The organism is Synechococcus sp. SynAce01, assembly GCF_001885215.1.
Lineage (GTDB): Bacteria > Cyanobacteriota > Cyanobacteriia > PCC-6307 > Cyanobiaceae > Regnicoccus > Regnicoccus frigidus.
The window spans coordinates 2730435-2750634 of record NZ_CP018091.1; the positions used below are offsets into that span (position 1 = coordinate 2730435).

Annotated in this window: 23 protein-coding genes; 18 read left to right on the plus strand and 5 right to left on the minus strand. The window is 65.0% G+C overall.

The genetic code is table 11. The features are described 5' to 3' along the window. Positions 1–31: 31 nt before the first annotated feature. Entirely contained in the window at positions 32–1309 is a 1278-nt protein-coding gene (locus tag BM449_RS14195; protein ID WP_071802332.1) for a site-2 protease family protein, read from the plus strand. On the opposite strand, the gene BM449_RS14200 is transcribed toward BM449_RS14195, so the two are convergent. Then, entirely contained in the window at positions 1278–1979 is a 702-nt protein-coding gene (locus tag BM449_RS14200; RefSeq protein ID WP_071801770.1) for a hypothetical protein, read from the minus strand. The two genes, BM449_RS14195 and BM449_RS14200, sit on opposite strands and share 32 nt — an antisense overlap. 110 nt (positions 1980–2089) lie before the next feature. On the opposite strand from BM449_RS14200, the gene BM449_RS14205 reads away from it, so the two are divergent. Continuing rightward, positions 2090–2854 (plus strand): sulfite exporter TauE/SafE family protein, encoded by a 765-nt coding sequence (locus BM449_RS14205; protein WP_071802333.1) that lies wholly within the window; start codon positions 2090–2092, stop codon positions 2852–2854. Here BM449_RS14205 and BM449_RS14210 read toward each other — a convergent pair. Continuing rightward, positions 2851–3330, minus strand: coding sequence for a CRR6 family NdhI maturation factor (locus BM449_RS14210; RefSeq protein WP_071801771.1), 480 nt, complete (start codon positions 3328–3330; stop codon positions 2851–2853). The two genes, BM449_RS14205 and BM449_RS14210, sit on opposite strands and share 4 nt — an antisense overlap. 89 nt (positions 3331–3419) lie before the next feature. On the opposite strand from BM449_RS14210, the gene psaM reads away from it, so the two are divergent. The 5 genes from psaM to BM449_RS14235 all read left to right on the plus strand — a co-directional run bounded on the left by psaM (position 3420) and on the right by BM449_RS14235 (position 6772). Further along, positions 3420–3524, plus strand: coding sequence for a photosystem I reaction center subunit XII (psaM, locus tag BM449_RS14215; protein ID WP_071802334.1), 105 nt, complete (start codon positions 3420–3422; stop codon positions 3522–3524). A gap of 219 nt (positions 3525–3743) precedes the next feature. After that, the gene (locus BM449_RS14220) at positions 3744–4076 is read left to right on the plus strand and encodes a hypothetical protein (protein ID WP_071801772.1); all 333 of its coding nucleotides are present in this window, start codon (positions 3744–3746) and stop codon (positions 4074–4076) included. Between the two features lie 126 nt (positions 4077–4202). Further along, a complete protein-coding gene (locus BM449_RS14225) occupies positions 4203–5180 on the plus strand; it encodes a protochlorophyllide reductase (RefSeq protein ID WP_071801773.1) in 978 nt (325 codons plus the stop codon). A gap of 132 nt (positions 5181–5312) precedes the next feature. After that, complete coding sequence (locus tag BM449_RS14230) at positions 5313–5885, plus strand: hypothetical protein (RefSeq protein WP_071801774.1); 573 nt, start codon at positions 5313–5315, stop codon at positions 5883–5885. Next, entirely contained in the window at positions 5885–6772 is an 888-nt protein-coding gene (locus BM449_RS14235) for a hypothetical protein (protein WP_071801775.1), read from the plus strand. Before BM449_RS14230 ends, BM449_RS14235 begins: the two co-directional genes overlap by 1 nt. A 27-nt stretch (positions 6773–6799) precedes the next feature. Here the strand turns inward: BM449_RS14235 and bchL are convergent, their stop codons facing one another. The 3 genes from bchL to BM449_RS14250 all read right to left on the minus strand — a co-directional run bounded on the left by bchL (position 6800) and on the right by BM449_RS14250 (position 10777). Continuing rightward, entirely contained in the window at positions 6800–7699 is a 900-nt protein-coding gene (gene bchL, locus BM449_RS14240; protein ID WP_071801776.1) for a ferredoxin:protochlorophyllide reductase (ATP-dependent) iron-sulfur ATP-binding protein, read from the minus strand. A 193-nt stretch (positions 7700–7892) separates the two neighbouring features. Continuing rightward, complete coding sequence (locus BM449_RS14245; RefSeq protein WP_071801777.1) at positions 7893–9533, minus strand: ferredoxin:protochlorophyllide reductase (ATP-dependent) subunit B; 1641 nt, start codon at positions 9531–9533, stop codon at positions 7893–7895. After that, complete coding sequence (locus BM449_RS14250) at positions 9524–10777, minus strand: ferredoxin:protochlorophyllide reductase (ATP-dependent) subunit N (RefSeq protein ID WP_071801778.1); 1254 nt, start codon at positions 10775–10777, stop codon at positions 9524–9526. Before BM449_RS14250 ends, BM449_RS14245 begins: the two co-directional genes overlap by 10 nt. A gap of 231 nt (positions 10778–11008) precedes the next feature. Here BM449_RS14250 and BM449_RS14255 point away from each other — a divergent pair, with 231 nt between their 5' ends. The 11 genes from BM449_RS14255 (at position 11009) to cbbX (ending at position 20192) form a co-directional block, all read left to right on the plus strand. Further along, a complete protein-coding gene (locus BM449_RS14255; protein ID WP_071801779.1) occupies positions 11009–11320 on the plus strand; it encodes a BMC domain-containing protein in 312 nt (103 codons plus the stop codon). Between the two features lie 74 nt (positions 11321–11394). Beyond that, positions 11395–12807: a form I ribulose bisphosphate carboxylase large subunit gene (locus BM449_RS14260; RefSeq protein WP_071801780.1), complete on the plus strand. Its 1413-nt coding sequence runs from the start codon at positions 11395–11397 to the stop codon at positions 12805–12807. Between the two features lie 37 nt (positions 12808–12844). Continuing rightward, on the plus strand, positions 12845–13186 hold the full coding sequence (locus tag BM449_RS14265) for a ribulose bisphosphate carboxylase small subunit (protein ID WP_071801781.1): 342 nt from the start codon (positions 12845–12847) through the stop codon (positions 13184–13186). A gap of 78 nt (positions 13187–13264) precedes the next feature. After that, positions 13265–15709 carry a CsoS2 family carboxysome shell protein gene (locus BM449_RS14270; protein ID WP_071801782.1) on the plus strand — a complete coding sequence of 815 codons (2445 nt, stop codon included), beginning with the start codon at positions 13265–13267 and terminating at the stop codon, positions 15707–15709. 34 nt (positions 15710–15743) lie between these two features. Beyond that, positions 15744–17348 (plus strand): carboxysome shell carbonic anhydrase, encoded by a 1605-nt coding sequence (locus BM449_RS14275; RefSeq protein WP_120352799.1) that lies wholly within the window; start codon positions 15744–15746, stop codon positions 17346–17348. A 1-nt stretch (position 17349) separates the two neighbouring features. Next, entirely contained in the window at positions 17350–17622 is a 273-nt protein-coding gene (locus tag BM449_RS14280; protein ID WP_071801783.1) for a carboxysome peptide A, read from the plus strand. Further along, entirely contained in the window at positions 17622–17873 is a 252-nt protein-coding gene (locus tag BM449_RS14285) for a carboxysome peptide B (RefSeq protein WP_071801784.1), read from the plus strand. The genes BM449_RS14280 and BM449_RS14285 overlap by 1 nt, the downstream gene beginning before the upstream one ends. Positions 17874–17925: 52 nt before the next feature. Continuing rightward, positions 17926–18456 carry a BMC domain-containing protein gene (locus BM449_RS15555; RefSeq protein WP_071801785.1) on the plus strand — a complete coding sequence of 177 codons (531 nt, stop codon included), beginning with the start codon at positions 17926–17928 and terminating at the stop codon, positions 18454–18456. A 5-nt stretch (positions 18457–18461) separates the two neighbouring features. Continuing rightward, a complete protein-coding gene (locus BM449_RS14295; protein WP_071802336.1) occupies positions 18462–18932 on the plus strand; it encodes a ferritin-like domain-containing protein in 471 nt (156 codons plus the stop codon). A 58-nt stretch (positions 18933–18990) separates the two neighbouring features. Continuing rightward, entirely contained in the window at positions 18991–19239 is a 249-nt protein-coding gene (locus BM449_RS14300) for a 4a-hydroxytetrahydrobiopterin dehydratase (protein ID WP_071801786.1), read from the plus strand. Continuing rightward, positions 19239–20192: a CbbX protein gene (cbbX, locus tag BM449_RS14305; protein ID WP_071801787.1), complete on the plus strand. Its 954-nt coding sequence runs from the start codon at positions 19239–19241 to the stop codon at positions 20190–20192. Before BM449_RS14300 ends, cbbX begins: the two co-directional genes overlap by 1 nt. Positions 20193–20200: the final 8 nt, after the last annotated feature.

The following is a 20200-nucleotide window of genomic DNA, read 5'->3' on the forward strand; positions in this document are numbered from 1 at the left end:
CTCTACCTGGGGCAGTAGCGGATTGAATCGCGTGGGCGAAGGATGGTTGCTGTTGAAGATTCGGGGCATTCCCCTGAGGATCCACCCCAGTTGGTTCGTGATCCTGGGCCTGGCCACCGTCAGCTTTGAGCAGCAGTACGGCGCACGCTTCGCCGGCCAGGCCTCCGTTCTAGGGCTCTGGCTGATGGCCCTGCTCACCGCCTTGCTGCTGTTCGTCTCGGTGCTGCTCCACGAACTGGGCCATTCCTTTGTGGCCATGGCCTACGGCGTCAAGGTCCGCAGCATCACCCTGTTCCTGCTTGGCGGTGTCGCCACGGTGGAGCGGGAATGCAGCACGGCCCTGTCAGCCCTGCAGGTGGCGGCCGCCGGTCCCCTTGTCAGCCTGGTGCTGGCCTCGGTCCTGCTGCTGGGCAGCCATTCGGTGTCCCATGCCTGGCCCCTGGCCGGTGAGGTGGTGCAGCAGCTCGGCGTCCTCAACCTGGTGCTGGGGCTGTTCAATCTCCTGCCCGGTCTGCCCCTCGATGGCGGCTTGATCGTCAAGGCCCTGGTCTGGCAATTCACCGGCAGCCAGCGCCGTGGCATTCAGGTGGCCGCCGGCATCGGTCGTTTCCTGTCGCTGATGGCGATCGGCATGGGCACGCTATTCGTGCTGCGTGGCGGCGGCTTCGGCGCCTTCTGGTTGATCCTGCTGGGCTGGTTCGGCCTTGGGGCTTCGCGCAACCAACTCCAGCAGCTCTCGCTGGAGGAGGCGATGCGCGAACTCAAAGTGGGAGACGCCGCAGCCCGTCGCTTTCGGGTGCTGGAATCTGATGCTTCCCTGCGGGACCTCAGCCAGCTGCGCCTCAGCGACGATTCCTCCCTGCCCGCTGACTGGGTTCTGATCTGCGACCGGGGGCGATGGCAGGGGGTGATTGACGACCAGGCCCTGCAGTCGTTGCCCGTGCAGCGCTGGGACGGCGAGCGCGTGGGTGATCATCATCAGCCGTTAGATAGCCTGCCCTCGATCACCAGCGGCGAACCGCTCTGGCAAGCCGCCCTCAAACTCGATGCCGACGGCGTCAACCGTTTGCTGGTGCTCAGCAATGCCGGGCTGCCCTCGGGCACCATCGAGCGCCCGGAACTCTCCGACGCCGTGTTGAAGCGCCTGGGCCTACGCCTGCCCGCGCCACTGATCGAAGCGGCCCGGCGGCAGGGGGCCTATCCCCTGGGGCTGGCCCTGGGCCAGGTGGCCCGGAGCATGGCCAACGCCGCACCAGCGGATCCAGACCCCGAACCACTCACAGCAGCGAAGCAGGCTCCGCTGGGCTGAGGCGGAAGCGCTGCCGGCGCGGCGCAATCGCCGCGAGCTCCTGGGGCTGCAAGGGCAAAATATCAAAGCCCGCAGGGGCTAACTGCCTTTCAGCGAAGCGGCGCAAGTGCTCTGCCAGTGCCGATCCGCTGAGCGGCAGGGGATCGAGCTGGGGTGGATCGGCAGCGAACACCTCCTGCCAGAGCTGACGACAAGGATCGAGCTGCACGCTGCCGTGCTGCAACAACTGGCCCTGTCTCCAGAGCTGGGCACTGCCAACCCGTTTCACCCCCTGGGCGGCATCCACCAGATCGGCCGCAGTGCTGCTGGCAAAACAACTGCTGGCCTGCAGGCTGACGGCCGCTTCCCCGAAGCGCAGGGGCTGCCCCAGCTCCTCCATGGCCTGTCGCAGCCAGTCAGTAGCGAGGCCGTAGGCCAAGGCGGGAGGCCGGGGGGCATGCGGCCAGAGCAGGGCATAGGTGAGACAGCCCCCATGCAGCACCGCCCGGCCGCCACTGGGCCGGCGCACGATGGCGATCCGCCCCTGCTCCTGCAGCAGGCGCCAGCTGGGCTCCACCCGGCGTTGGTGGAAGCCCAACGACAGGGTGGGCCGCGCCCAGGTGTAAAGGCGCAAAACCGGAGAACCTTCGCCGGCCACGAGTTGATCGAGAAGCCAATCGTCGATGGCCATCTGCCAGTCGCCTGTCCAAGTCAGCGGTGGAATCCAACGCCAGCGACGTGGCAGGGGAGGGGGGATGGTGGATCCTGGAGCCAATGGCCACCAACGCTCTAGGCCCAATCATGCCGTTGGAGCTTCTGCCCCTGATCCCGCTGGGCCTGCTGGCGGGGGTCTTCTCTGGCCTGCTGGGCGTCGGCGGCGGCCTGGTGTTCTCCCCAATCCTGCTGCTGCTGGGCCTCAGCCCCCACCAGGCCCTGGCCACCAGCACCCTGGCGATCGTTCCCACCACCTTGGGGGGCACCGTCTCCCACCTGCGGGCCGGCCGGCTGCCGCTGCGCTCTGGCGCCTGCGTCGGACTCAGCGCTGTGGCCAGCGGGCTGATCTTCAGCCGGCTGGGCGGGCTGCTGAGTGGCTGGCACCTGCTGGCCCTGCAGGCGTTGATGTATGGCCTGCTGGCCCTGACGATCGACCCGACCGAGAAGACCCTCAGCCAAAGCGAGGATCGCCCGGCCGCGGTGGCCGGCCTGATCGGGGTCGGGGCTGTCGGCGGCTTTGCCGGCGGACTCCTGGGCCTGGGCGGGGGCCTGTTGATGGTGCCGCTGATGGTGCGGGGCCTGCGCGTGCCGTTGCGCCAGGCGATCCGGCTCAGCACCCTGGCGGTGCTCTGCTCCAGTTCGGCAGCCTCGCTTCAGTTTCTGGCCGGTGAACGGGTCAACACGGCGATGGCCCTGCTGCTCGGAGGTGCTGCCGCGTTCTCTGCCCGTTGGTCAGCGGCCCGGCTCGACCGGGTCAGCGAGCGCAAACTCGCCTGGTCGCTGCGCTTGATCACCATGCTGCTGGCCGCCGACTCGGGCCGTCGCGCCCTCATGCTGGCCTTGGCGAATTAGGGCAGGGCATCCCAGAACGACGGATCGAGCTCAAAACCCAGCATCGCCGCCACCTGGCCCAGGCTCTGGCGACAACGAAGTCCGTGCAGGGCACTCCAGTCGTCGAGCAGGAACAGCCGGTGGGTGATCCACAGCTCAAGCGATTCCGGGGCAAAGCGGATGCCTTCGTTGCGGCTGAATCCATGGGGAAGCAGCATCGCCACATGGCGGCAGAGCTGGCCCGTACTGCGCTCCAGCACCAGCGGCAGCCAGGGATGGAGTGCATCGGCACGGAGACTCCAGAGCCGCAGCTCTGGCCATTCAGAGAGCTCGCGGGGATCTCCTTCAGGCCGGGGCCAGTCGAAATGGAGTTCCAGTTCGCCGGCCTGCTCCAGCAGCACAGCCGGTGGCAGATCATGCCAGTGCTGCAGGGGGCTTAGATCCAGGCGACGGATCTGGTCGGCATGGATCGTGATCGAAGTCGGGGAGGAAGCCATCAAGAGCTATGACAACCCACTGCCAGGACGTGGCGGGGGGCGGGATCGAGCTGAACAATGGTGGCGACATTTGTTATCGGTCGCCTGCCATGGTCACAACACTCAGTCAGGCAGAAGTGCTCATCGCCCTTGTGGTCGCCGCCCATGCCGGCGTGCTGGCCATTCGCCTCTGCGTCAGCCTCTACAACGCCTGATCGGCCGTTGGCCCTTGGCAGTGGGGCCTGGAGCTGCTAGAAGCAAACCACTACCGCATCGGTCCATTGGCCTCCGCGCAGCGTCTTGTGCCCCCAGGGGCGGATCAAACCAGAGTTTTGACGCGGAAACCCGAGGATCAAAGACGCGGACGGGGCAAAAGAGGTGACGCAGCCGGTGCCATCAAGGCCGTTCCCAGCCGCGTCTCCGCCTCCGCTCGGGTGGTTCCAATCCCGTCCGGTGAGCGGCAGGAGCTGCTCTGCAGCGTGATTGGCCTCACCGTCAAGCTGGGGATCGGCCTTGTTGCTGGCGTGAGTTTGACCCACCTGGCTTCGGCGTATCAGCAACGGCTCGACAGTCACAGCGAAGTCAGCGCCATCCTTGAGCTCGAAACGGCACGGCTGCGCCGGGCCCAGAACCGTTTCGACAAACTCTTTTCCACCGAAGGACAGGAACGGCTGATGCGCGAGCAGGAGCAGTGGATTGCTCCAGACCGTTTGCGCGTTGTCTGGGAAGCTCCCCAGCAACCGGCCAAGCTCCAATCCCAGCTCTGATCGAGCGGCCCAGACGCCAATCCTTCAGGGCTCCAACCATTTCCTTCTGTTGAATTCTCAGGGCCATGGCCCTCTGAAGACCACTCCCTGTCGTTAGGTAAGGGCAACTTGAAGTGAAGCGCCCGAATGGCGTCAGATCCGTCCCCTTCCTCCGGCACCGTGATGATCACCGGCTCCTCCTCGGGAGTTGGTCTCTACGCCACCAAGGCCCTGACTGATCGAGGCTGGCATGTGGTGATGGCCTGCCGCGATACCGCCAAAGCGCGGGCGGCGGCCACGGAACTCGGCATTGCCCAGAGCGCCGTCACCCATCTGCAGGTCGACCTCGGGGATCTCGAGAGCGTGCGCCGACTGGTTGATGCCTTCAAAAGCAGCGGTCTGCCACTCGATGCCTTGGTCTGCAATGCGGCCGTCTATTTGCCGCTGCTCAAGGCACCGCAGCGCTCCCCCCAGGGCTATGAGCTGTCGATGGCGACCAATCACTTCGGCCATTTCCTGCTGATCCAGCTCCTGCTTGAGGAGCTCAAGCGCTCCAATCACCCGTCACGCCGGCTGGTGATTCTGGGAACGGTCACGGCCAACTCCAAGGAGCTGGGTGGCAAGATCCCCATCCCTGCACCGGCGGATCTCGGCGACCTCTCCGGTTTCCAATCGGGATTCAAAGCCCCGATCGCCATGGCCAGCGGCAAGCCCTTCAAACCTGGCAAGGCCTACAAGGACAGCAAGCTCTGCAACATGATCACCACCCAGGAGTTGCACCGTCGCTTGCATGGAAGCAGCGGAATCGTGTTCAGTTCCCTCTATCCCGGCTGCGTGGCCGACACACCACTATTCCGCAACAGCTATCCGCTGTTCCAGAAGATCTTCCCCTGGTTCCAAAGGAACGTCACCGGTGGCTACGTCAGCCAGGAGCTTGCCGGGGAGCGTGTCGCCCAGGTGGTGGCCGATCCCGGCTTCGCCGTCTCCGGGGCCCACTGGAGCTGGGGTAACCGCCAAAAGCAGGGCGGCAAACAGTTTGTTCAGGAGCTCTCAGAAAAGGCCAGCGACCCCGGCATCGCCAGCTTGACCTGGGATCTCTCGATGCAATTGGTCGGTCTGGACTGATTGGTTCTGGGCTGATTAGTTCTGGGCTGGCTGGGTCTATTTTGATGGCCACCTCCAGCCCAGGCGCTCTTTGATTCACGCTTAATTGCACTTACTCCCAGTTTCATTCACCCTTCGTCGCTGAGAACCCTGATGCCCCGCCCGTTGCGCTGGATTCTTGGTCTGGTGGTCGCCGCCGGGCTGCTGCTGGGGGGAGCGCTGCTGATCCCCTTCGGCGATTGGCTCCCAGGCGGCACGGTGGCCAATGTTCCTAACCAGGAGGTGGTCAACGGCACCGCCTTCAACCGACTGTTCCCGGCACCGGTGGCAGGCGAGCAGTTGGTGTTCAGCCAGGAAAAGCGGGGGTTCAGCGAAGCCCGATTGAGGCGCGGAGGCGAGTTAGTGGCGCTGCTGGCCATCTCCGACACCACCACCGCACCGGAAGCCCGTGAGAAATTCGGGTCATCGCAGAACGCAGTGGCCGGCTGGCCCCTGGTGGAGCAAGGCAGCCAGGCCAGCGCGCTTCTGGTGGGCGGTCGCTTCCAGGTGAAGGTGATCGGCCAGGGCGACGGCCTCGACCTCCAGGCGCGCCATGAGCTGCTCGAAAGCTTCGATCTCACTGCCCTGGCCCGCCTCAGGCCCAGCCTCTCGCCCGTCTCTGCCCGTAAGGCCCCTGCCACTCCTGCGCCCGCAGCGATTGGATCCGCCCCTGCCCTGGCCAGCTGATGGGCCGCACCGTTCTCGAGCGTCTGGACCGTCTGCCCCGCCGTGATCTCACGGTGCTGGCCCTCAAGGGTCTCAGCACCCTGGTGCCAGGAGGCTGGACCAACATCACCAATGCTGACCAGCTGATCCAGGACGTGATCGGTGACACGGATCCCGCCCTGGTCGCCCGGATACGCGCCCGCGCCGATCAGCTGAGCCGGGCCCGCGCCGAGGGCTATGGGCGTGCCCTCAGCCTTTATGACGCCGTCAACCGTTCGCAGCACGCGGCCGGAGGCCTGCGGGTGCTGGCCAATCTGAGCGCCGGCTTGCCCTTGCTCAAGCGTCTGGCTGACGTGACGCCACCAGGCGACACTCTGCAAGCTGTGGACCTGAGCCTGAAGGTGGGCTCCGAGTTGCTGGCCTTCACCCAGGTGAACGGCCTGCCCGGCGACAGCTTCGGCGATTTCGGCGCCGCCCTGGCCGACTACGCCGGGGAGGCCCGGGTGCGGATGGCGGCCCTGATCTGCTTTGACGCGTTGCTACCGCTGGGTGACCAGGCCCTGCAGAAGCTTGACAGCCTGCTGGGGGCGGCCAACCGCAAGGATCTGAACCGGCTGCCTGCCTACCGGCAGATGGCTGGCCTGATCCCGGGCCGCAGCGACGACGCCCACCTCAGCTTCCTGCGCCGTGGCGTCGATCAATGGCTGGGCTGGGCGGGCGGATTCGTGGGCGAGCTGGGCCTCACCGCCCAGGGAACCGTGCAGGCAGTGGAATCCACGCTCGGCCCCTGGCAGGGCCGGATGGATCAGTTCGCGGCTTTTCTTGATGCGTTCACCGACACCTACGCCCACACGGGCGTACAGGCGGTGGCGCGCCGCCTGGTGGAGCGCGCCGCCGCTGAAGTCTGATCAGATGGATCAGATCGATCCGGTGGATCAGTCGAAGCCCAGGAGATCAAAGATGTCGCGATCTTTGAGCGAATCGGCCTCCAGCGGCTCCACATCGCTGAGCATCTTCTGGGCCAGGCTCAGGTATTCCCGCTGCACGGCTTCCACTTCCGGGGTGGATTCCATTTCAAAAATGGTGCACTTCTTCAGGCGTGATTTCCGGATGGCATCGACGGTCTTGAAGTGGGCCATGGTACGCAGACCGGTGCGTTCGTTGAACTTGTCGATCTGATCGGTTTCTTCAGAGCGGTTGGCAATTACACCGCCAAGCCGCACTTTGTAGTTCTTCGCTTTGGCATTGATCGCCTGCATGATCCGGTTCATGGCGAAGATCGAATCGAAATCGTTCGCCGTCACAATCAGGCAGTAGTCGGCATGCTGGAGAGGAGCAGCAAAGCCACCACAGACCACGTCTCCGAGCACATCGAAGATCACCACATCGGTGTCTTCCAGCAGGTGGTGCTCTTTGAGAAGTTTCACCGTCTGGCCGGTCACATAGCCGCCGCAGCCGGTACCTGCCGGGGGACCACCCGATTCCACGCACATCACGCCGTTGTAGCCCTCGAAGACGAAATCTTCAGGCCGCAGTTCTTCGGTGTGGAAGTCCACGGTTTCGAGGATGTCGATCACCGTGGGCACCATCTTCTTGGTGAGGGTGAAGGTGCTGTCGTGCTTGGGGTCACAGCCGATCTGGAGCACGCGCTTGCCGAGCTTCGAGAAGGCCGCTGAGAGATTCGAAGAGGTGGTGGATTTACCGATGCCCCCCTTGCCGTACACCGCGATCACCAGAGCACCGGTCTCGATGTTCATCGAGGTGTCTTGGTGAACCTGAAGGCTGCCTTCGCCATCGGAACCGCGGCTGGTCGGGGTCGTGAGGGTTGCTGTCATCGGCGGATTTCCTTGCCTGCAAACGGGGCCAGTAACTGGCACTTGCCCCATGTAAAGCGAGCCTCGATAGGGGTGTTGGCGGGCGGTGCAAACCGAAACATCCTGGGATAAAACCATGCCACCCTCTGGCTTCCTCCAGGCTGAATCTGCCTATGGCACGCCAGCGAGCCCACACAATTCAGCCTCAGGGCGCCTATTTGCTGTAGTGAGCTTTGGCGTCGTAGAGCACTTCCTCGGTGATCTCCCCGAGGGCATTGTCACGGGCGAAGGTTTCGGTGTTGGTTTTCACCTTGCCGCGCACGAAAAAAGGAATCTTGCGCAGGGCCGCCTCGCCATCAACGCTCCAGATCAGCGCGCCTTCAGCCAAGGGCAAAGACGACGGTTGCAGCGAGGACGAGGACAGCGAGGACGGTGGCGATGGCGCAACAGCCGCGGCCTGGGCCACTTCAGCCGCGCCGGCTGGACGGCTGGGTGCCCCATCGGCCAGGTGGCTGCGGTGCCCTTCAACGAATTCGAAGTCATGCCGGAACATGCCGATCAGATGTTCCTCCAGGCCCATCATCAGCGGATGCACCCAGGAATCGAAGATCACATTCGCCCCCTCCCAGCCCATCTGGGGGGCATAGCGGGCCGGCACATCCTGGACATGCAGCGGCGAACTGATCACGGCGCAGGGGATCCCCAGCCGTTTGGCACTGTGACGCTCCATCTGGGTGCCGAGCACCAGCTCTGGGGCGGCATCGCCCATCGCCTTCTCCACGGCCAGGTAGTCGTCGGTGATCAGGGCTTCGAGGCCCAGGTCGCTGGCAGCGGCCCGGACCTCGCGGGCCAGTTCACGGCTGTAAGTGCCCAGGCCCACCACCGTGAAGCCCAGCTCGTCGGCCGCAATCCGCGCCGCCGCAATCGCGTGGGTGGCGTCGGCAAAGATGAACACCCGCTTGCCGGTGAGGTAGGTGGAATCCACCGAACGCGAATACCAGGGCAGGCGGGAGCGCAGATCCGCTTCATTCGACTGGGGTGGCTCCAGACCCAGCAACGCGGAGAGTTCACGCAGAAAGCGGCGGGTGGCGCCGACCCCGATCGGCACCGTGCGCAGCACCGGGGTACCGAAGTTCCGCTCCAACCAGCTGCATAACGGTCCTGCCACCTCCGGGTAGAGGCAGACGTTGGCATCGGCCTCAGGCAGACGCAGCAGATCGGAGGGGCGGGCCCCCAGCGGAGCCACCAGGTTCACGTCAATGCCGTGTTCGCCCAGCAGGCCCCTGATCTCCTTGATGTCATCGCGGCAGCGGAAGCCCAGCAGGCTGGGCCCCAGCAGGTTCACCCGCGGCCGGCGGCCTTCGGATTTCCAGCGATCCGGGGCCGGCTTTGAGCTCCCCGGCGCCGGCATGCGTTCGCGCAGCAGGGTGCGGCAGAGCTGGTAGAGGGTTTCAGCCGCCCCCCAATTTTCCTTTTTGGAGTAGGCGGGCAGCTCCAGATTCACCACCGGCAGGCCGAGGCCCATGCCGCCGGCGAGGGCGCCCGGTTGGTCCTGGATCAGTTCCGCCGTGCAGCTCTCGCCCACGAGCAGGGCCTCGGGGCGGAAGCGGTCCACCGCCTGCTGGATCGAGCGCGTCACCAGCTCGGCAGTGTCTCCGCCCAGATCACGGGCCTGAAACGTGGTGTAGGTGACGGGCGGACGGCGATCACGCCGCTCGATCATCGTGAACAACAGGTCGGCGTAGGTGTCGCCCTGGGGCGCATGCAGCACGTAGTGCAGGCCTTCCATCGAAGCGGCGATGCGCATCGCCCCCACGGGGGGGGGGCCTTCGTAGGTCCAGAGGGTCAGTTCCATTGCAGAAGCTCGCGGCGGTGCAGGGGGCGGGCAAACAGTTCGGCCAGATCGGCGGCCTGGTCGATGCCATGGATGGGGCTGAACACCAGTTCAATCGACCACTTGGTGGCGATGCCTTCTGCCTCCAGCGGGTTAGCGAGCCCCAGGCCGCAGACCACCAGATCGGGACGGGCGGCGCGGACCCGCTCAAGCTGACGTTCCAGGTCCTGGCCTTCGCTGAGCTGGGTGCCATCGGGCAACAGGGCCAGTTCCTCGGCCATCAAGGTGCGATCGAGGTAGGGGGTGCCCACCTCCACCAGGTCCATGCCGCATTCACGGCTGAGAAACCGGGCCAGGGGGATCTCCAGCTGGGAGTCGGGCATCAGGAACAGGCGCTTGCCCTCCAGTTGGCGCCGCAGCGGCACCAGGGCCCGGCGGCCACGCTCCACCAGGGGATCGAGCACCTCCGCCACCCGGGCCTCATCCACAGCGAAGGCCGCAGCGGCGGCGGCCATCCAGGCGCGGCTGCCTTCGACGCCCAGCGGATAGGGGCTGGGGAGACGGCGGGCGCCGCGGCGCTCAAGGGCGCGAACGGTGTCGCTGAGGAACGGCTGGGCCAACAGCAGCCTGGTGCCGGCTCCGACGCTGGGCAGGTCGGTGGACTGGCGCGGCGGCAGGCTGCGCACCGGCCCCACTCCCAGGCGCTCGAACAGGGTGAGCAGGCGGTCTTCGACGCCATCGGCCAGGGTGCCGACCAGCAACAGCTGGTCGTCGTCGCAGCGGGGGAGCAGGGGCACCAGGGCACTGAGGGCGCCGTCCTCCCCCTGGGTGAAGGTGGTCTCGATGCCGCTGCCGGAATAGTTCACCACCCGCACGCGGCCGCGCAGGCGGGTGGTGATGCGCTCGGCCGCCTTGGCCAGGTCCAGCTTGATCACCTCCGAAGGGCAGGACCCCACCAGAAACAGGGTGCGGATCTCGGGGCGGCGTTCCAGCAGGTCGCCCACCACCCGGTCAAGTTCCTCGTTGGCATCGGCCAAGCCGGCCAGGTCGCGTTCGCCGAGGATCGCGGTGCCGAAACGGGGTTCGGCGAAAATCATCACCCCGGCCGCCGACTGGACCAGGTGGGCACAGGTGCGGGAGCCGACCACCAGAAAAAAGGCGTCGGGCATGCGGCGATGCAACCAGACGATGGAGGTGAGTCCACAGAAGACCTCCCGCTGGCCGCTTTCACGCAACAAGGGCGGCAGGGTCGGCGTTGAGGCCATGGGCACAGGTGATCGTCCCTTCCTGGCTAATCCGTCCGGGGCTCAAGGGTGAGGAGTGAGTGCCAGGGGAACGGTTTCCTTCACACGGCTTAACAACTAAGAACCCATGAGCAGCGCTTATCAAGGCAAGCAAAGACCTTGATGGTGAAGGACCCCCAGATTGCTTGACGACGGGGTACGTCGAAGAGCAGTGTTCTGATCGAACCTCCTCCCTCTGTTCCGGAGTCGTCAATGGCGAGTGAAACAATGGGCATCGCCCTCGGCATGATCGAAACGCGTGGCTTGGTGCCCGCCATCGAAGCGGCCGACGCGATGACCAAAGCGGCTGAAGTCCGTCTGATTGGCCGTGAATTCGTTGGTGGTGGCTACGTCACCGTCCTCGTGCGCGGAGAAACCGGTGCCGTCAACGCAGCCGTTCGTGCCGGCGCTGATGCCTGCGAGCGTGTTGGAGATGGTCTGGTTGCCGCCCACATCATTGCGCGCCCCCACCGTGAAGTCGAGCCTGCTTTGAACAGCAGCTTTGGAATCGGTTCGAAGGACTGAAATCTGACGCGCCCCTGAATCGACGGGCGCTCAGCCCACACCTTCCCAACTGAATCCATACGGAGAAATTCCCCATGAGCAAAAAGTTTGACGCCGGGGTCAAGGAGTACAGGGATACCTACTGGACTCCTGACTATGTTCCCCTCGACACCGACCTGCTGGCCTGTTTCAAGGTCACCGGTCAGGACGGTGTTCCCAGGGAGGAAGTGGCAGCCGCAGTGGCAGCCGAATCCTCCACCGGCACCTGGTCGGCGGTCTGGTCCGAGCTCCTCACCGACCTCGATTTCTACAAAGGCCGTTGCTACCGGATCGAAGACGTCCCCGGTGACAAGGAGTCGTTTTACGCCTTCGTGGCCTACCCCCTTGATCTCTTCGAGGAAGGTTCGGTCACCAACGTGCTCACCTCCCTGGTGGGCAACGTGTTCGGCTTCAAGGCCTTGCGCCACCTCCGTCTGGAAGACATCCGCTTCCCGATGGCTTTCATCAAGACCTGCCCCGGCCCGCCGAACGGCATCTGCGTCGAGCGCGACCGGATGAACAAGTACGGCCGTCCGCTGCTGGGTTGCACGATCAAGCCGAAGCTCGGTCTCTCCGGCAAGAACTACGGCCGGGTGGTCTACGAGTGTCTTCGCGGTGGCCTGGATTTCACCAAGGACGACGAGAACATCAACTCCCAGCCGTTCCAGCGCTGGCAGAACCGTTTCGAGTTCGTTGCTGAAGCCGTCGAATCGGCCCAACAGGAAACCGGCGAGAAGAAGGGGCACTACCTCAACTGCACCGCCGCCACTCCTGAGGAGATGTACGAGCGCGCTGAGTTCGCCAAAGAACTCGGCCAGCCGATCATCATGCACGACTACATCACCGGCGGCTTCACTGCCAACACCGGTCTGTCGAAGTGGTGCCGCAAGAACGGCATGCTGCTGCACATTCACCGTGCCATGCACGCGGTGATCGACCGTCACCCCAAGCACGGCATCCACTTCCGGGTGCTGGCCAAGTGCCTGCGCCTCTCCGGTGGTGACCAGCTGCACACCGGCACCGTGGTGGGCAAGCTTGAAGGCGACCGTCAGACCACCCTGGGCTTCATTGACCAGCTGCGTGAATCCTTCATCCCTGAAGACAGGAGCCGCGGCAACTTCTTCGACCAGGACTGGGGTTCGATGCCCGGCGTCTTCGCCGTGGCCTCCGGCGGTATCCACGTCTGGCACATGCCGGCCCTGGTGGCGATTTTCGGCGACGATTCCGTGCTCCAGTTCGGTGGAGGTACCCACGGCCACCCCTGGGGTTCCGCCGCTGGCGCCGCCGCCAACCGGGTGGCACTCGAAGCCTGCGTCAAGGCCCGCAACGCCGGCCGCGAGATCGAGAAGGAAAGCCGCGACATCCTGATGGAAGCCGCCAAGCACAGCCCTGAGCTCGCCATCGCCCTTGAGACCTGGAAGGAGATCAAGTTCGAATTCGACACCGTCGACAAACTCGACGTCAATTGATGTTTTTCCGTTCCCCTCCCCCTAACCAAGGATCCCCATGCCCTTCATGAGCACCGTGGGTGACTATCAAACAGTCGCCACCCTGGAGACATTCGGCTTTTTGCCCCCGTTCTCCCAGGACGAGATCTATGACCAGATCGCTTACATCATTGCCCAGGGATGGAGCCCCCTGGTCGAGCACGTTCACCCCAGCCGCTCAATGGCGACCTACTGGTCGTTCTGGAAGCTGCCCTTCTTCGGTGAGAAGGATCTTGGCGTGATCGTCAGCGAGCTCGAGGCTTGCCATCGGGCCTATCCCGATCACCACGTCCGGCTCGTCGGCTACGACGCCTACACCCAGAGCCAGGGCTCCTGCTTCGTCGTGTTCGAAGCACGCTGAAGGGTTTGATCGGTCCCGGCTCAGGCCGGGACCCCCCCTTCTTCTGATTGTTCAGGCCACTTAACTCACCGGGCGGATATGGCAATTCAATCCAGTCGCGAAGCCTCGCTAGCGCGACGTTTGGCACTCTCCACCGCCGGGAAAACGGCCGAAAAGCGTTTTTCAAACAGTCCGATCCGGACGCGCAGTGCAGCGGAAGCTCGGCCGATTCGCCAGGAGGCTGCGGCTACTCCTGCGCCGCCGGCTGCTGTTGCCATGCCGTCGCTCTCCAGGCCGGCCACGCATCAGGTCAGCACCCGGATCCGCGGGCCCCTGCCCAATCCCACCCGCGACCTTGCCCTGGCCCGCCGCGAAGCCCTCAGCAAGCAGGGGAAGCGGGCCGACACCACCAAGGACCGCACCCGCAGCGACACTCCGCCGAGCCAGCCCGCTCCTGCGGCTGTCGTGGCTCATTCAACGCCAAGCCAGGTGACTCCCCTGTTCAGCGGTGGTTCTGCGCGCCCCTCTAGCGGCCATGCCAGTCATGGGCATGGCAGCAACAGCCATCGCAACGGCCCGAAGCGGAGTGCCCAGCACAATCCGAACCGGGCGATGGCGCTGGCCCGTCGTGAAGCCCAGTCCAAGCGCGGCAAGTCAGCGGTCACCAATGGATCCACCGGTGCCGCTGCCGTCGTGCGCCAGTCGAATCCCGACATCAGCAGCCGGGAACTGGCCCACCGCATCCGCGATCTCAAAAGCAAGACCGGTGCTGCCGCCGTGGGCGCCTGCAACGGCGTCACCCGCCCGACCGGCCCTCGCCGGGGCATCAACAAAGTGGCAGGAGCCCAGGACGCCACCTGGAAGGTGGGCGCGGGTGAAACCAGCCGAGGTCAGGTCGTGACCGGCACCCAGGCCAACCGTTCGATCAAGACCACCGGCAACGAAGCCAGCACCTGCCGGCCGATCACCGGCACCGACTACATGGGTGGCGACATCTTCCGCACCTTCTGCCAGGGGGAAGCCAAACCGCTCCAACCCGCCAAGGTGGGAGTCACCGCCACCAGCCACGGCAACCGGGTCACCGGCAATGAGGTGGGCCGCTCTGAAAAAGTCACCGGCGATGAGCCGGGAACCTGCAAAACCATCACCGGCACCGAATACCTCTCGGCCAACCAAGGTGTGGCCTTCTGCTCAACCAACAGCGGCAGTGCCAGCGCCCAGCCGTCCCCCCGCAAGGTGGGCCTTGGCCAGACCCTGGCGGGTCGCCCCATCTCCGGCGTGATGGTCGGGCGCTCCGAGAAGGTCACCGGCGATGAGCACGGCTCCGGCCTGCGCACCACCGGCACCCAGTACGTGGGCAGCGATTCGACCAGCACTCCTGGTGTGGCTCCAGCCAAGGTGGGATCCGTACACACCCTGCGCGGCACAGGCATTACCGGCACGCTTGTGGGCCGCAGTGAGCTGGTCACCGGCAACGAACCCGGCACCTGCCGCCTGGTCACCGGCGACGAATACATCGGCAGCCAACAGTTCGAGGGTTTTTGCGGCGCCCGTCCCCAGCCCGAAGCCGCCAAGGTGGGCCACAGCCTCACCAACAAGCAGTTGGTGGTCTCCGGCACCATTACCGGCCGCTCGTCGAAGGTCACCGGCGATGAGCCAGGCACCTGCAAAGCCGTGACGGGCACGCCCTACGCCGGGCTGGAGCAGGCCGGCGAATGGTGCCCGACCGCAGCGGTTGAATCCATCCGCCAACGCCGCCCGATGGGCATGGGCACCCCTGGCCCCAGGTTGAGCGGCCTCCAGCCCGGAATCGGTGGTGTGATGACCGGGGCCAGCAAAGGTGCCTGTGAGCCCCTCACCGGCACCCCCTACGTGGGCGTGGACCAATACAACGAGGCCTGCAGTGCCGCCGAAGGTCACGAGGCTGACTTCCCCCAGCCACTGGAGGCCCAGCCCTGGCAACGTTTCAGCGTGCAATCGCCCGCGCGGGCGGCCCATCAGCAGCAGGAACGCAGCAGTGCCGTCACCGGCACCCGTTACGAAACCAGCGCCAGGATCACCGGCCCTTTTGATCTGGCCGGTGACACCGTCACCGGCACCGAACAGTTCCGCTTCGACCGTCGCGCGCCCCAGCAGGCGGCTTCGCACCAGCAGCTCGCTGCACCCAAGATGATGCCGCCGGCCATGCGCCGCCGCCCTCCGGTTTCGGCCATGCCGACCGCGCCTGACGCTCCTGAGCCTCTGGCTACTCCAATCCAAGTGGAGGAAGAGGCCCGGCCGACCTCCAGGGTCACCGGCGAAGGCATCTCCGCCGGGCTGCACATCACCGGAGACGACTGGGACCGTGGCAAGCGCGTCACCGGCACCGAAGGAGTGTCGGCCAGGCGCCGCAATCCCACCCGCAACGGTCCCCTGCAGGCGATGGCTGCGGTGGCACCCAAGCGAAACGACCAGATGGTCCAACCCGTCAGCCGGGTCACCGGCTCCAGCGGCAACACCAACCAGGGCTCCTTGATCACCGTCTCCGGCGGCGCTCGCGGTTGATCGCCATCCTCTCCCTCCCCCCGGTGCGCTGACCTTGTCGATCTCGCGACGCCATGCCCCAGCCGATCGCCCCCTGGCGCCAACGGCGCCGAGGCGGCGTCCTCAGCTTTCAGTGGCGACTGAAGACCTGGAGCTGGGCGGCTCGGCCAACAGCGCAGGGCCAAGCGGGCCCAGCCCCCGGCAAGCGGCCAGGGTACGGCCGATGCGCAACTGGCGGCCGATCGCCCCAGCGGAGAGCCACCCCCTCACCGACCTGACCGCCAACGCCCGCCTGCAGGCCTACGAGAGCGCGGTGAAAGGGGCCTTCGATCGGATCGTGCCTGTGCTCAAGCGGCTTTCGGCCCTGCAGCACGAAGACCAGTTCGTCGCCGAAGCCCAGCGCCATGCCGAGGCTGAGCTGGGATTTACCCTGCCCGAAACGATCCTGGAGACCGCCTGGGTCAGCCAGCTCGACATGCGCTCCCTGTTCGCCTGGTGCGTGTTTGAAACCTACGAACGGGTCAGCGAAACCTTCTTTCGCGAAGACCCGCTCGACTGCCGCGAGGGCACCCCGGCCGCTGAAGCCTTCAACGCCTTCCTGCTCTCCTCAGGCTTCCACCTGCTGGATGTCACCCCCTGCGCCGACGGCCGCCTCGCCCACACGATCAGTTACGCCCTGCGCCTTCCGTTCAGTTCCGTGCGTCGCCGGCCCCATGCCGGCGCCATGTTCGATGTCGAAGACACCGTGGATCGCTGGGTGAAAACCGAGCATCTGCGCTACCGCGAAGGGGTTCCCAATCAGGCCTACGACCCCACCCGCTATCTCAAGGTGGTGGTGTATCACTTCAGTTCCATTGACCCTCACCATGAGGGGTGTGCGGCGCACCACTCCGATGACGCCGCCGCCGCCGCCAGTGGCCTCTCCCGCTTGATGGATTTCCAGCAGGCGGTGGAGAACAGCTTCTGCTGCGGGGCCTCCGTGGATCTGCTGCTGATCGGCCTCGACACCGACACTGACGCCATTCGGGTGCATGTGCCCTCCAGCGAAGGCGGCACCGATCTGGAGCATTGGCTCGATGCCCGTGAGGTCCATGCCGCCACCCTGCGCATGGGGGCAGAGGCAGCCAGAGTTGAGATTCGCTCCAGGGTGATGGCGGCGGCCGCCGCAACACCGGATGAGGGCATGGTCAGCCTGATCAGCCGGCTGGTGGAGCACAACATTTCTCAGATCGACTATGTGCGCAGTTATCACGGCGGCGCTTATGCCGATGCCGGCCACGCCGAACGGTTCATCGGTGTTGGCATCGGCTTCAAGGAAATCCATCTGCGCAATCTCACCTATTTCGCCCATCTCGACACCGTCGAGGAAGGGGCCGCCGACCTCGACGTGGGCGTCAAGATCTTCACCGGCCTGAATGTTTCCAGGGGTCTGCCGGTGCCGGTCGTGGTCCGCTTCGATTATCACGGCAGTGTGCCGGGAGCCAGGGAGAGGGCGCTGCTGCAATGCCGCCGTACCGCCAGCGCCATCGAAGTGCGCTACGCCAAGCTGTTTGATCAGGGATTGCTGCACACCTTGCTGACACTGCGCGACCGGGATCAACACGCCCCCGCTGAAACGATCGGCTCATCGATCCAGCTCGAAGTTCAGGGAGGTCATTGAGATGTTGATCTGCAAGGTTGTCAAACCACTTGTATCCACCAACCGAATCCCTGGTTTCGAGCACAAACACCTCCAGGTGGTGCTCGATGGCAGCACCCAGAAAGTGGCTGTCGACGCGGTGGGCTGCATCCCCGGAGACTGGGTGATCTGTGTCGGCAGTTCGGCCGCGCGTGAGGCCGCCGGCAGCAAGTCGTATCCGAGTGATCTCACCATCGTCGGGATCATCGATTACTGGGATCCAGACAACCCCAGCAACCCGGGAGGTCCACCCTGATGGAAATCATGCAGGTGACGGGCTCGCTGGTCTGCAGCCAACGGGTCGACGGGTTGCGCCACTGCAATCTGCGGGTGCTGCGTTCCAACAAAGGCAAATTCAGCGTGGCCGTTGATCCGGTCGGGGCCTCCCCCGGCAACTGGGTGTTCACCTCCAGTGGTTCAGCCGCACGCTTCGCCTCCGGCAATCCCGATCTCCAGATCGATCTCACGATCAGCGGCATCATTGATTTCTGGGAACCAGATGGCTGAGTTCCCGCTCCCCCGATCGCGATCCGCCCAGCCAATCGTCTCTGCCCGATCCATGGCCACCCCCGCTCCCCGACAACCCTCCTCCAGGCGCAGCTCCACCAGTCGGGGCGTGGCCGCCAGCAGCCAAGCAAAAGCCCTGCCGGCGGCCACGGCGAAAACGGAGCCGGCCTCGCCTGATCCGAAGACTCCAGCTCCAGCAGCGACTCCGGTGGGTGGTAAGCCCCAGGAGCCGCCCAATTCCAACCCACCCCCATCCCCCTCCACGAGCAACGCCATGGCCTCAGCACCTCACGGCATCGCTCTCGGCATGATCGAGACCCGCGGACTTGTCCCCGCCATCGAGGCGGCTGACGCCATGACCAAGGCCGCCGAAGTCACCCTGGTGTCCCGCGAATTCGTGGGCGGTGGCTATGTCACCGTGATGGTCCGAGGCGAAACCGGTGCCGTCAACGCCGCCGTTCGCGCCGGAGCCGATGCCTGCGAACGGGTCGGTGACGGTCTGGTCGCCGCCCACATCATTGCCCGCCCCCATGTTGAACTGGAGCCCGTTCTCGCGCCCAGCGGTGTTGATCGGAGGAGCTGATCGTGATGGCTGGCGTGCATCCCCGGGTACTCGGGTATCTGGGCAGGGCCCTCAGCCTGGAGTTCACTGCCGTGCAGCAGTACATGACCCAGGCGTCACTGCTGGCGTTCTGGGGCGACAGCGTGGCCGCCGAACGCATGCGCCGCGAAATGGTGGAAGAGATCCAGCATGCCGAGCAACTCGTCCAGCAGATGCTCCTGCTCGGTGTGATTCCGGCAGCCTCCCAATTGCGACCGGTGCAGAGCTCCGGCGATCTGATCGGGCTGCTTAATCAGGATGCGGAACTCGAAGCCGAACAGATCCAGCATTACGCCGAAGCGTCGCGCTTTTGCACCCTGATCGGTGATGCGGCCAATGCCTCCTTCTTTCAGACGCTCTGGGAGGAGGAAACGCAGCTTGGTCAGGATCTGGAGCGCTGGCTGCAGGAGCTCAGGGGCCGCCACTGGGGCACGACCAATCAGCGGGCCACGTTCTGAGTGCACTGGCACTTGGCGCCAGTGCTGGCCTCATTTTCTTCTGAGCTAGGTTTCAACCATGGAACAGCCCTGGACCAAACGGCAGCGGCCCGACCGTCTGGAGCGCCGCATCGAATTCGCCGATTACGAAAGCACCCGCCTGTTTCTGGAGCGGCTCAACGAGCTCTCTGAACAGCACCAGCGCTATCCGGATATCAGCTTTGGGCGCACCTATGTGAATCTCACCCTGCGCGCTGAGCCTGATGACAACCCCCTGGGCGATGCCGAGTTCAGCTTCGCCACTGCCGTCGATGCCCTGGGAAACTGATGGAGAGGCTGGCTGGCCCGGATGCCAACGCCGGTCTGGCGATTGACGATGACACGCCGGTTGATCTCAGGGAGGCCTACAACGACACCGGGGTGGATGAGGTTCTTGAGCAACTCGACCGCGAACTGATCGGGCTGCGGCCGGTGAAAACACGCATCCGCGAGATCGCGGCCCTGCTGGTGGTGGAGCGGGCGCGCAAGCAGGTCGGTGTGGCCACCGGCGCCCCCAGCCTGCACATGTCCTTCACGGGCAGGCCGGGCACGGGAAAAACGACGGTGGCCGAGCGGATCTCAGAGATCCTGCACCGGCTGGGCTATGTGCGCAAGGGCCATCTGGTCACTGCCACCCGCGACGATCTCGTCGGCCAGTACATCGGCCACACCGCCCCGAAAACGCGCGAGATTCTCAAGCGGGCGATGGGCGGCGTGCTGTTCATCGACGAGGCCTATTACCTCTACCGCCCGGAGAATGAACGGGATTACGGCGCCGAAGCGATCGAGATCCTGCTGCAGGTGATGGAGAACAACCGCGACGATCTGGTGGTGATCTTCGCTGGCTACAAAGACCGGATGGATGTCTTTTATCAGTCCAACCCAGGCCTGTCCTCGCGGGTGGCCAACCACATCGACTTTCCCGACTACAGCGCAGCGGAGCTGCTGGCGATTGCCAAACTGATCATGGCGGCCGAGAGTTATCGCTTCAGCGCCGAGGCCAGTGCGGCCTTCGCCGATTACATCCAACGGCGCATGCAGCTGCCTTTCTTCGCCAACGCCCGCTCGATTCGCAATGCGATTGATCGAGCCCGTATGCGCCAGGCCAACCGCCTGTTCAACCACCGCGGCAGTGGCCTGACCAAGGGCGATCTGATCACAATCGAGGCCGAAGACATCACCGCCAGCCGGGTCTTCCATGGCGAAGTCGAAGGGCTCGACCCCAGCCGTCCCCTCACCTGAAGTTCGCG

Coding starts and splice junctions, on each gene's coding strand:
- BM449_RS14210 (WP_071801771.1), bottom strand. CDS start 3,330: ATGGCTTCCTCCCCGACTTCGATCACGATCCATGCCGACCAGATCCGT.
- cbbX (WP_071801787.1), top strand. CDS start 19,239: ATGGAGAGGCTGGCTGGCCCGGATGCCAACGCCGGTCTGGCGATTGAC.
- bchL (WP_071801776.1), bottom strand. CDS start 7,699: ATGACAGCAACCCTCACGACCCCGACCAGCCGCGGTTCCGATGGCGAA.
- BM449_RS14300 (WP_071801786.1), top strand. CDS start 18,991: ATGGAACAGCCCTGGACCAAACGGCAGCGGCCCGACCGTCTGGAGCGC.
- psaM (WP_071802334.1), top strand. CDS start 3,420: ATGGTCACAACACTCAGTCAGGCAGAAGTGCTCATCGCCCTTGTGGTC.
- BM449_RS14235 (WP_071801775.1), top strand. CDS start 5,885: ATGGGCCGCACCGTTCTCGAGCGTCTGGACCGTCTGCCCCGCCGTGAT.
- BM449_RS14200 (WP_071801770.1), bottom strand. CDS start 1,979: ATGGCCATCGACGATTGGCTTCTCGATCAACTCGTGGCCGGCGAAGGT.
- BM449_RS14285 (WP_071801784.1), top strand. CDS start 17,622: ATGGAAATCATGCAGGTGACGGGCTCGCTGGTCTGCAGCCAACGGGTC.
- BM449_RS14250 (WP_071801778.1), bottom strand. CDS start 10,777: ATGGCCTCAACGCCGACCCTGCCGCCCTTGTTGCGTGAAAGCGGCCAG.
- BM449_RS14270 (WP_071801782.1), top strand. CDS start 13,265: ATGGCAATTCAATCCAGTCGCGAAGCCTCGCTAGCGCGACGTTTGGCA.
- BM449_RS14280 (WP_071801783.1), top strand. CDS start 17,350: ATGTTGATCTGCAAGGTTGTCAAACCACTTGTATCCACCAACCGAATC.
- BM449_RS14295 (WP_071802336.1), top strand. CDS start 18,462: ATGGCTGGCGTGCATCCCCGGGTACTCGGGTATCTGGGCAGGGCCCTC.
- BM449_RS14265 (WP_071801781.1), top strand. CDS start 12,845: ATGCCCTTCATGAGCACCGTGGGTGACTATCAAACAGTCGCCACCCTG.
- BM449_RS14245 (WP_071801777.1), bottom strand. CDS start 9,533: ATGGAACTGACCCTCTGGACCTACGAAGGCCCCCCCCCCGTGGGGGCG.
- BM449_RS14260 (WP_071801780.1), top strand. CDS start 11,395: ATGAGCAAAAAGTTTGACGCCGGGGTCAAGGAGTACAGGGATACCTAC.
- BM449_RS14255 (WP_071801779.1), top strand. CDS start 11,009: ATGGCGAGTGAAACAATGGGCATCGCCCTCGGCATGATCGAAACGCGT.
- BM449_RS14230 (WP_071801774.1), top strand. CDS start 5,313: ATGCCCCGCCCGTTGCGCTGGATTCTTGGTCTGGTGGTCGCCGCCGGG.
- BM449_RS14225 (WP_071801773.1), top strand. CDS start 4,203: ATGGCGTCAGATCCGTCCCCTTCCTCCGGCACCGTGATGATCACCGGC.
- BM449_RS14205 (WP_071802333.1), top strand. CDS start 2,090: ATGCCGTTGGAGCTTCTGCCCCTGATCCCGCTGGGCCTGCTGGCGGGG.
- BM449_RS15555 (WP_071801785.1), top strand. CDS start 17,926: ATGGCCACCCCCGCTCCCCGACAACCCTCCTCCAGGCGCAGCTCCACC.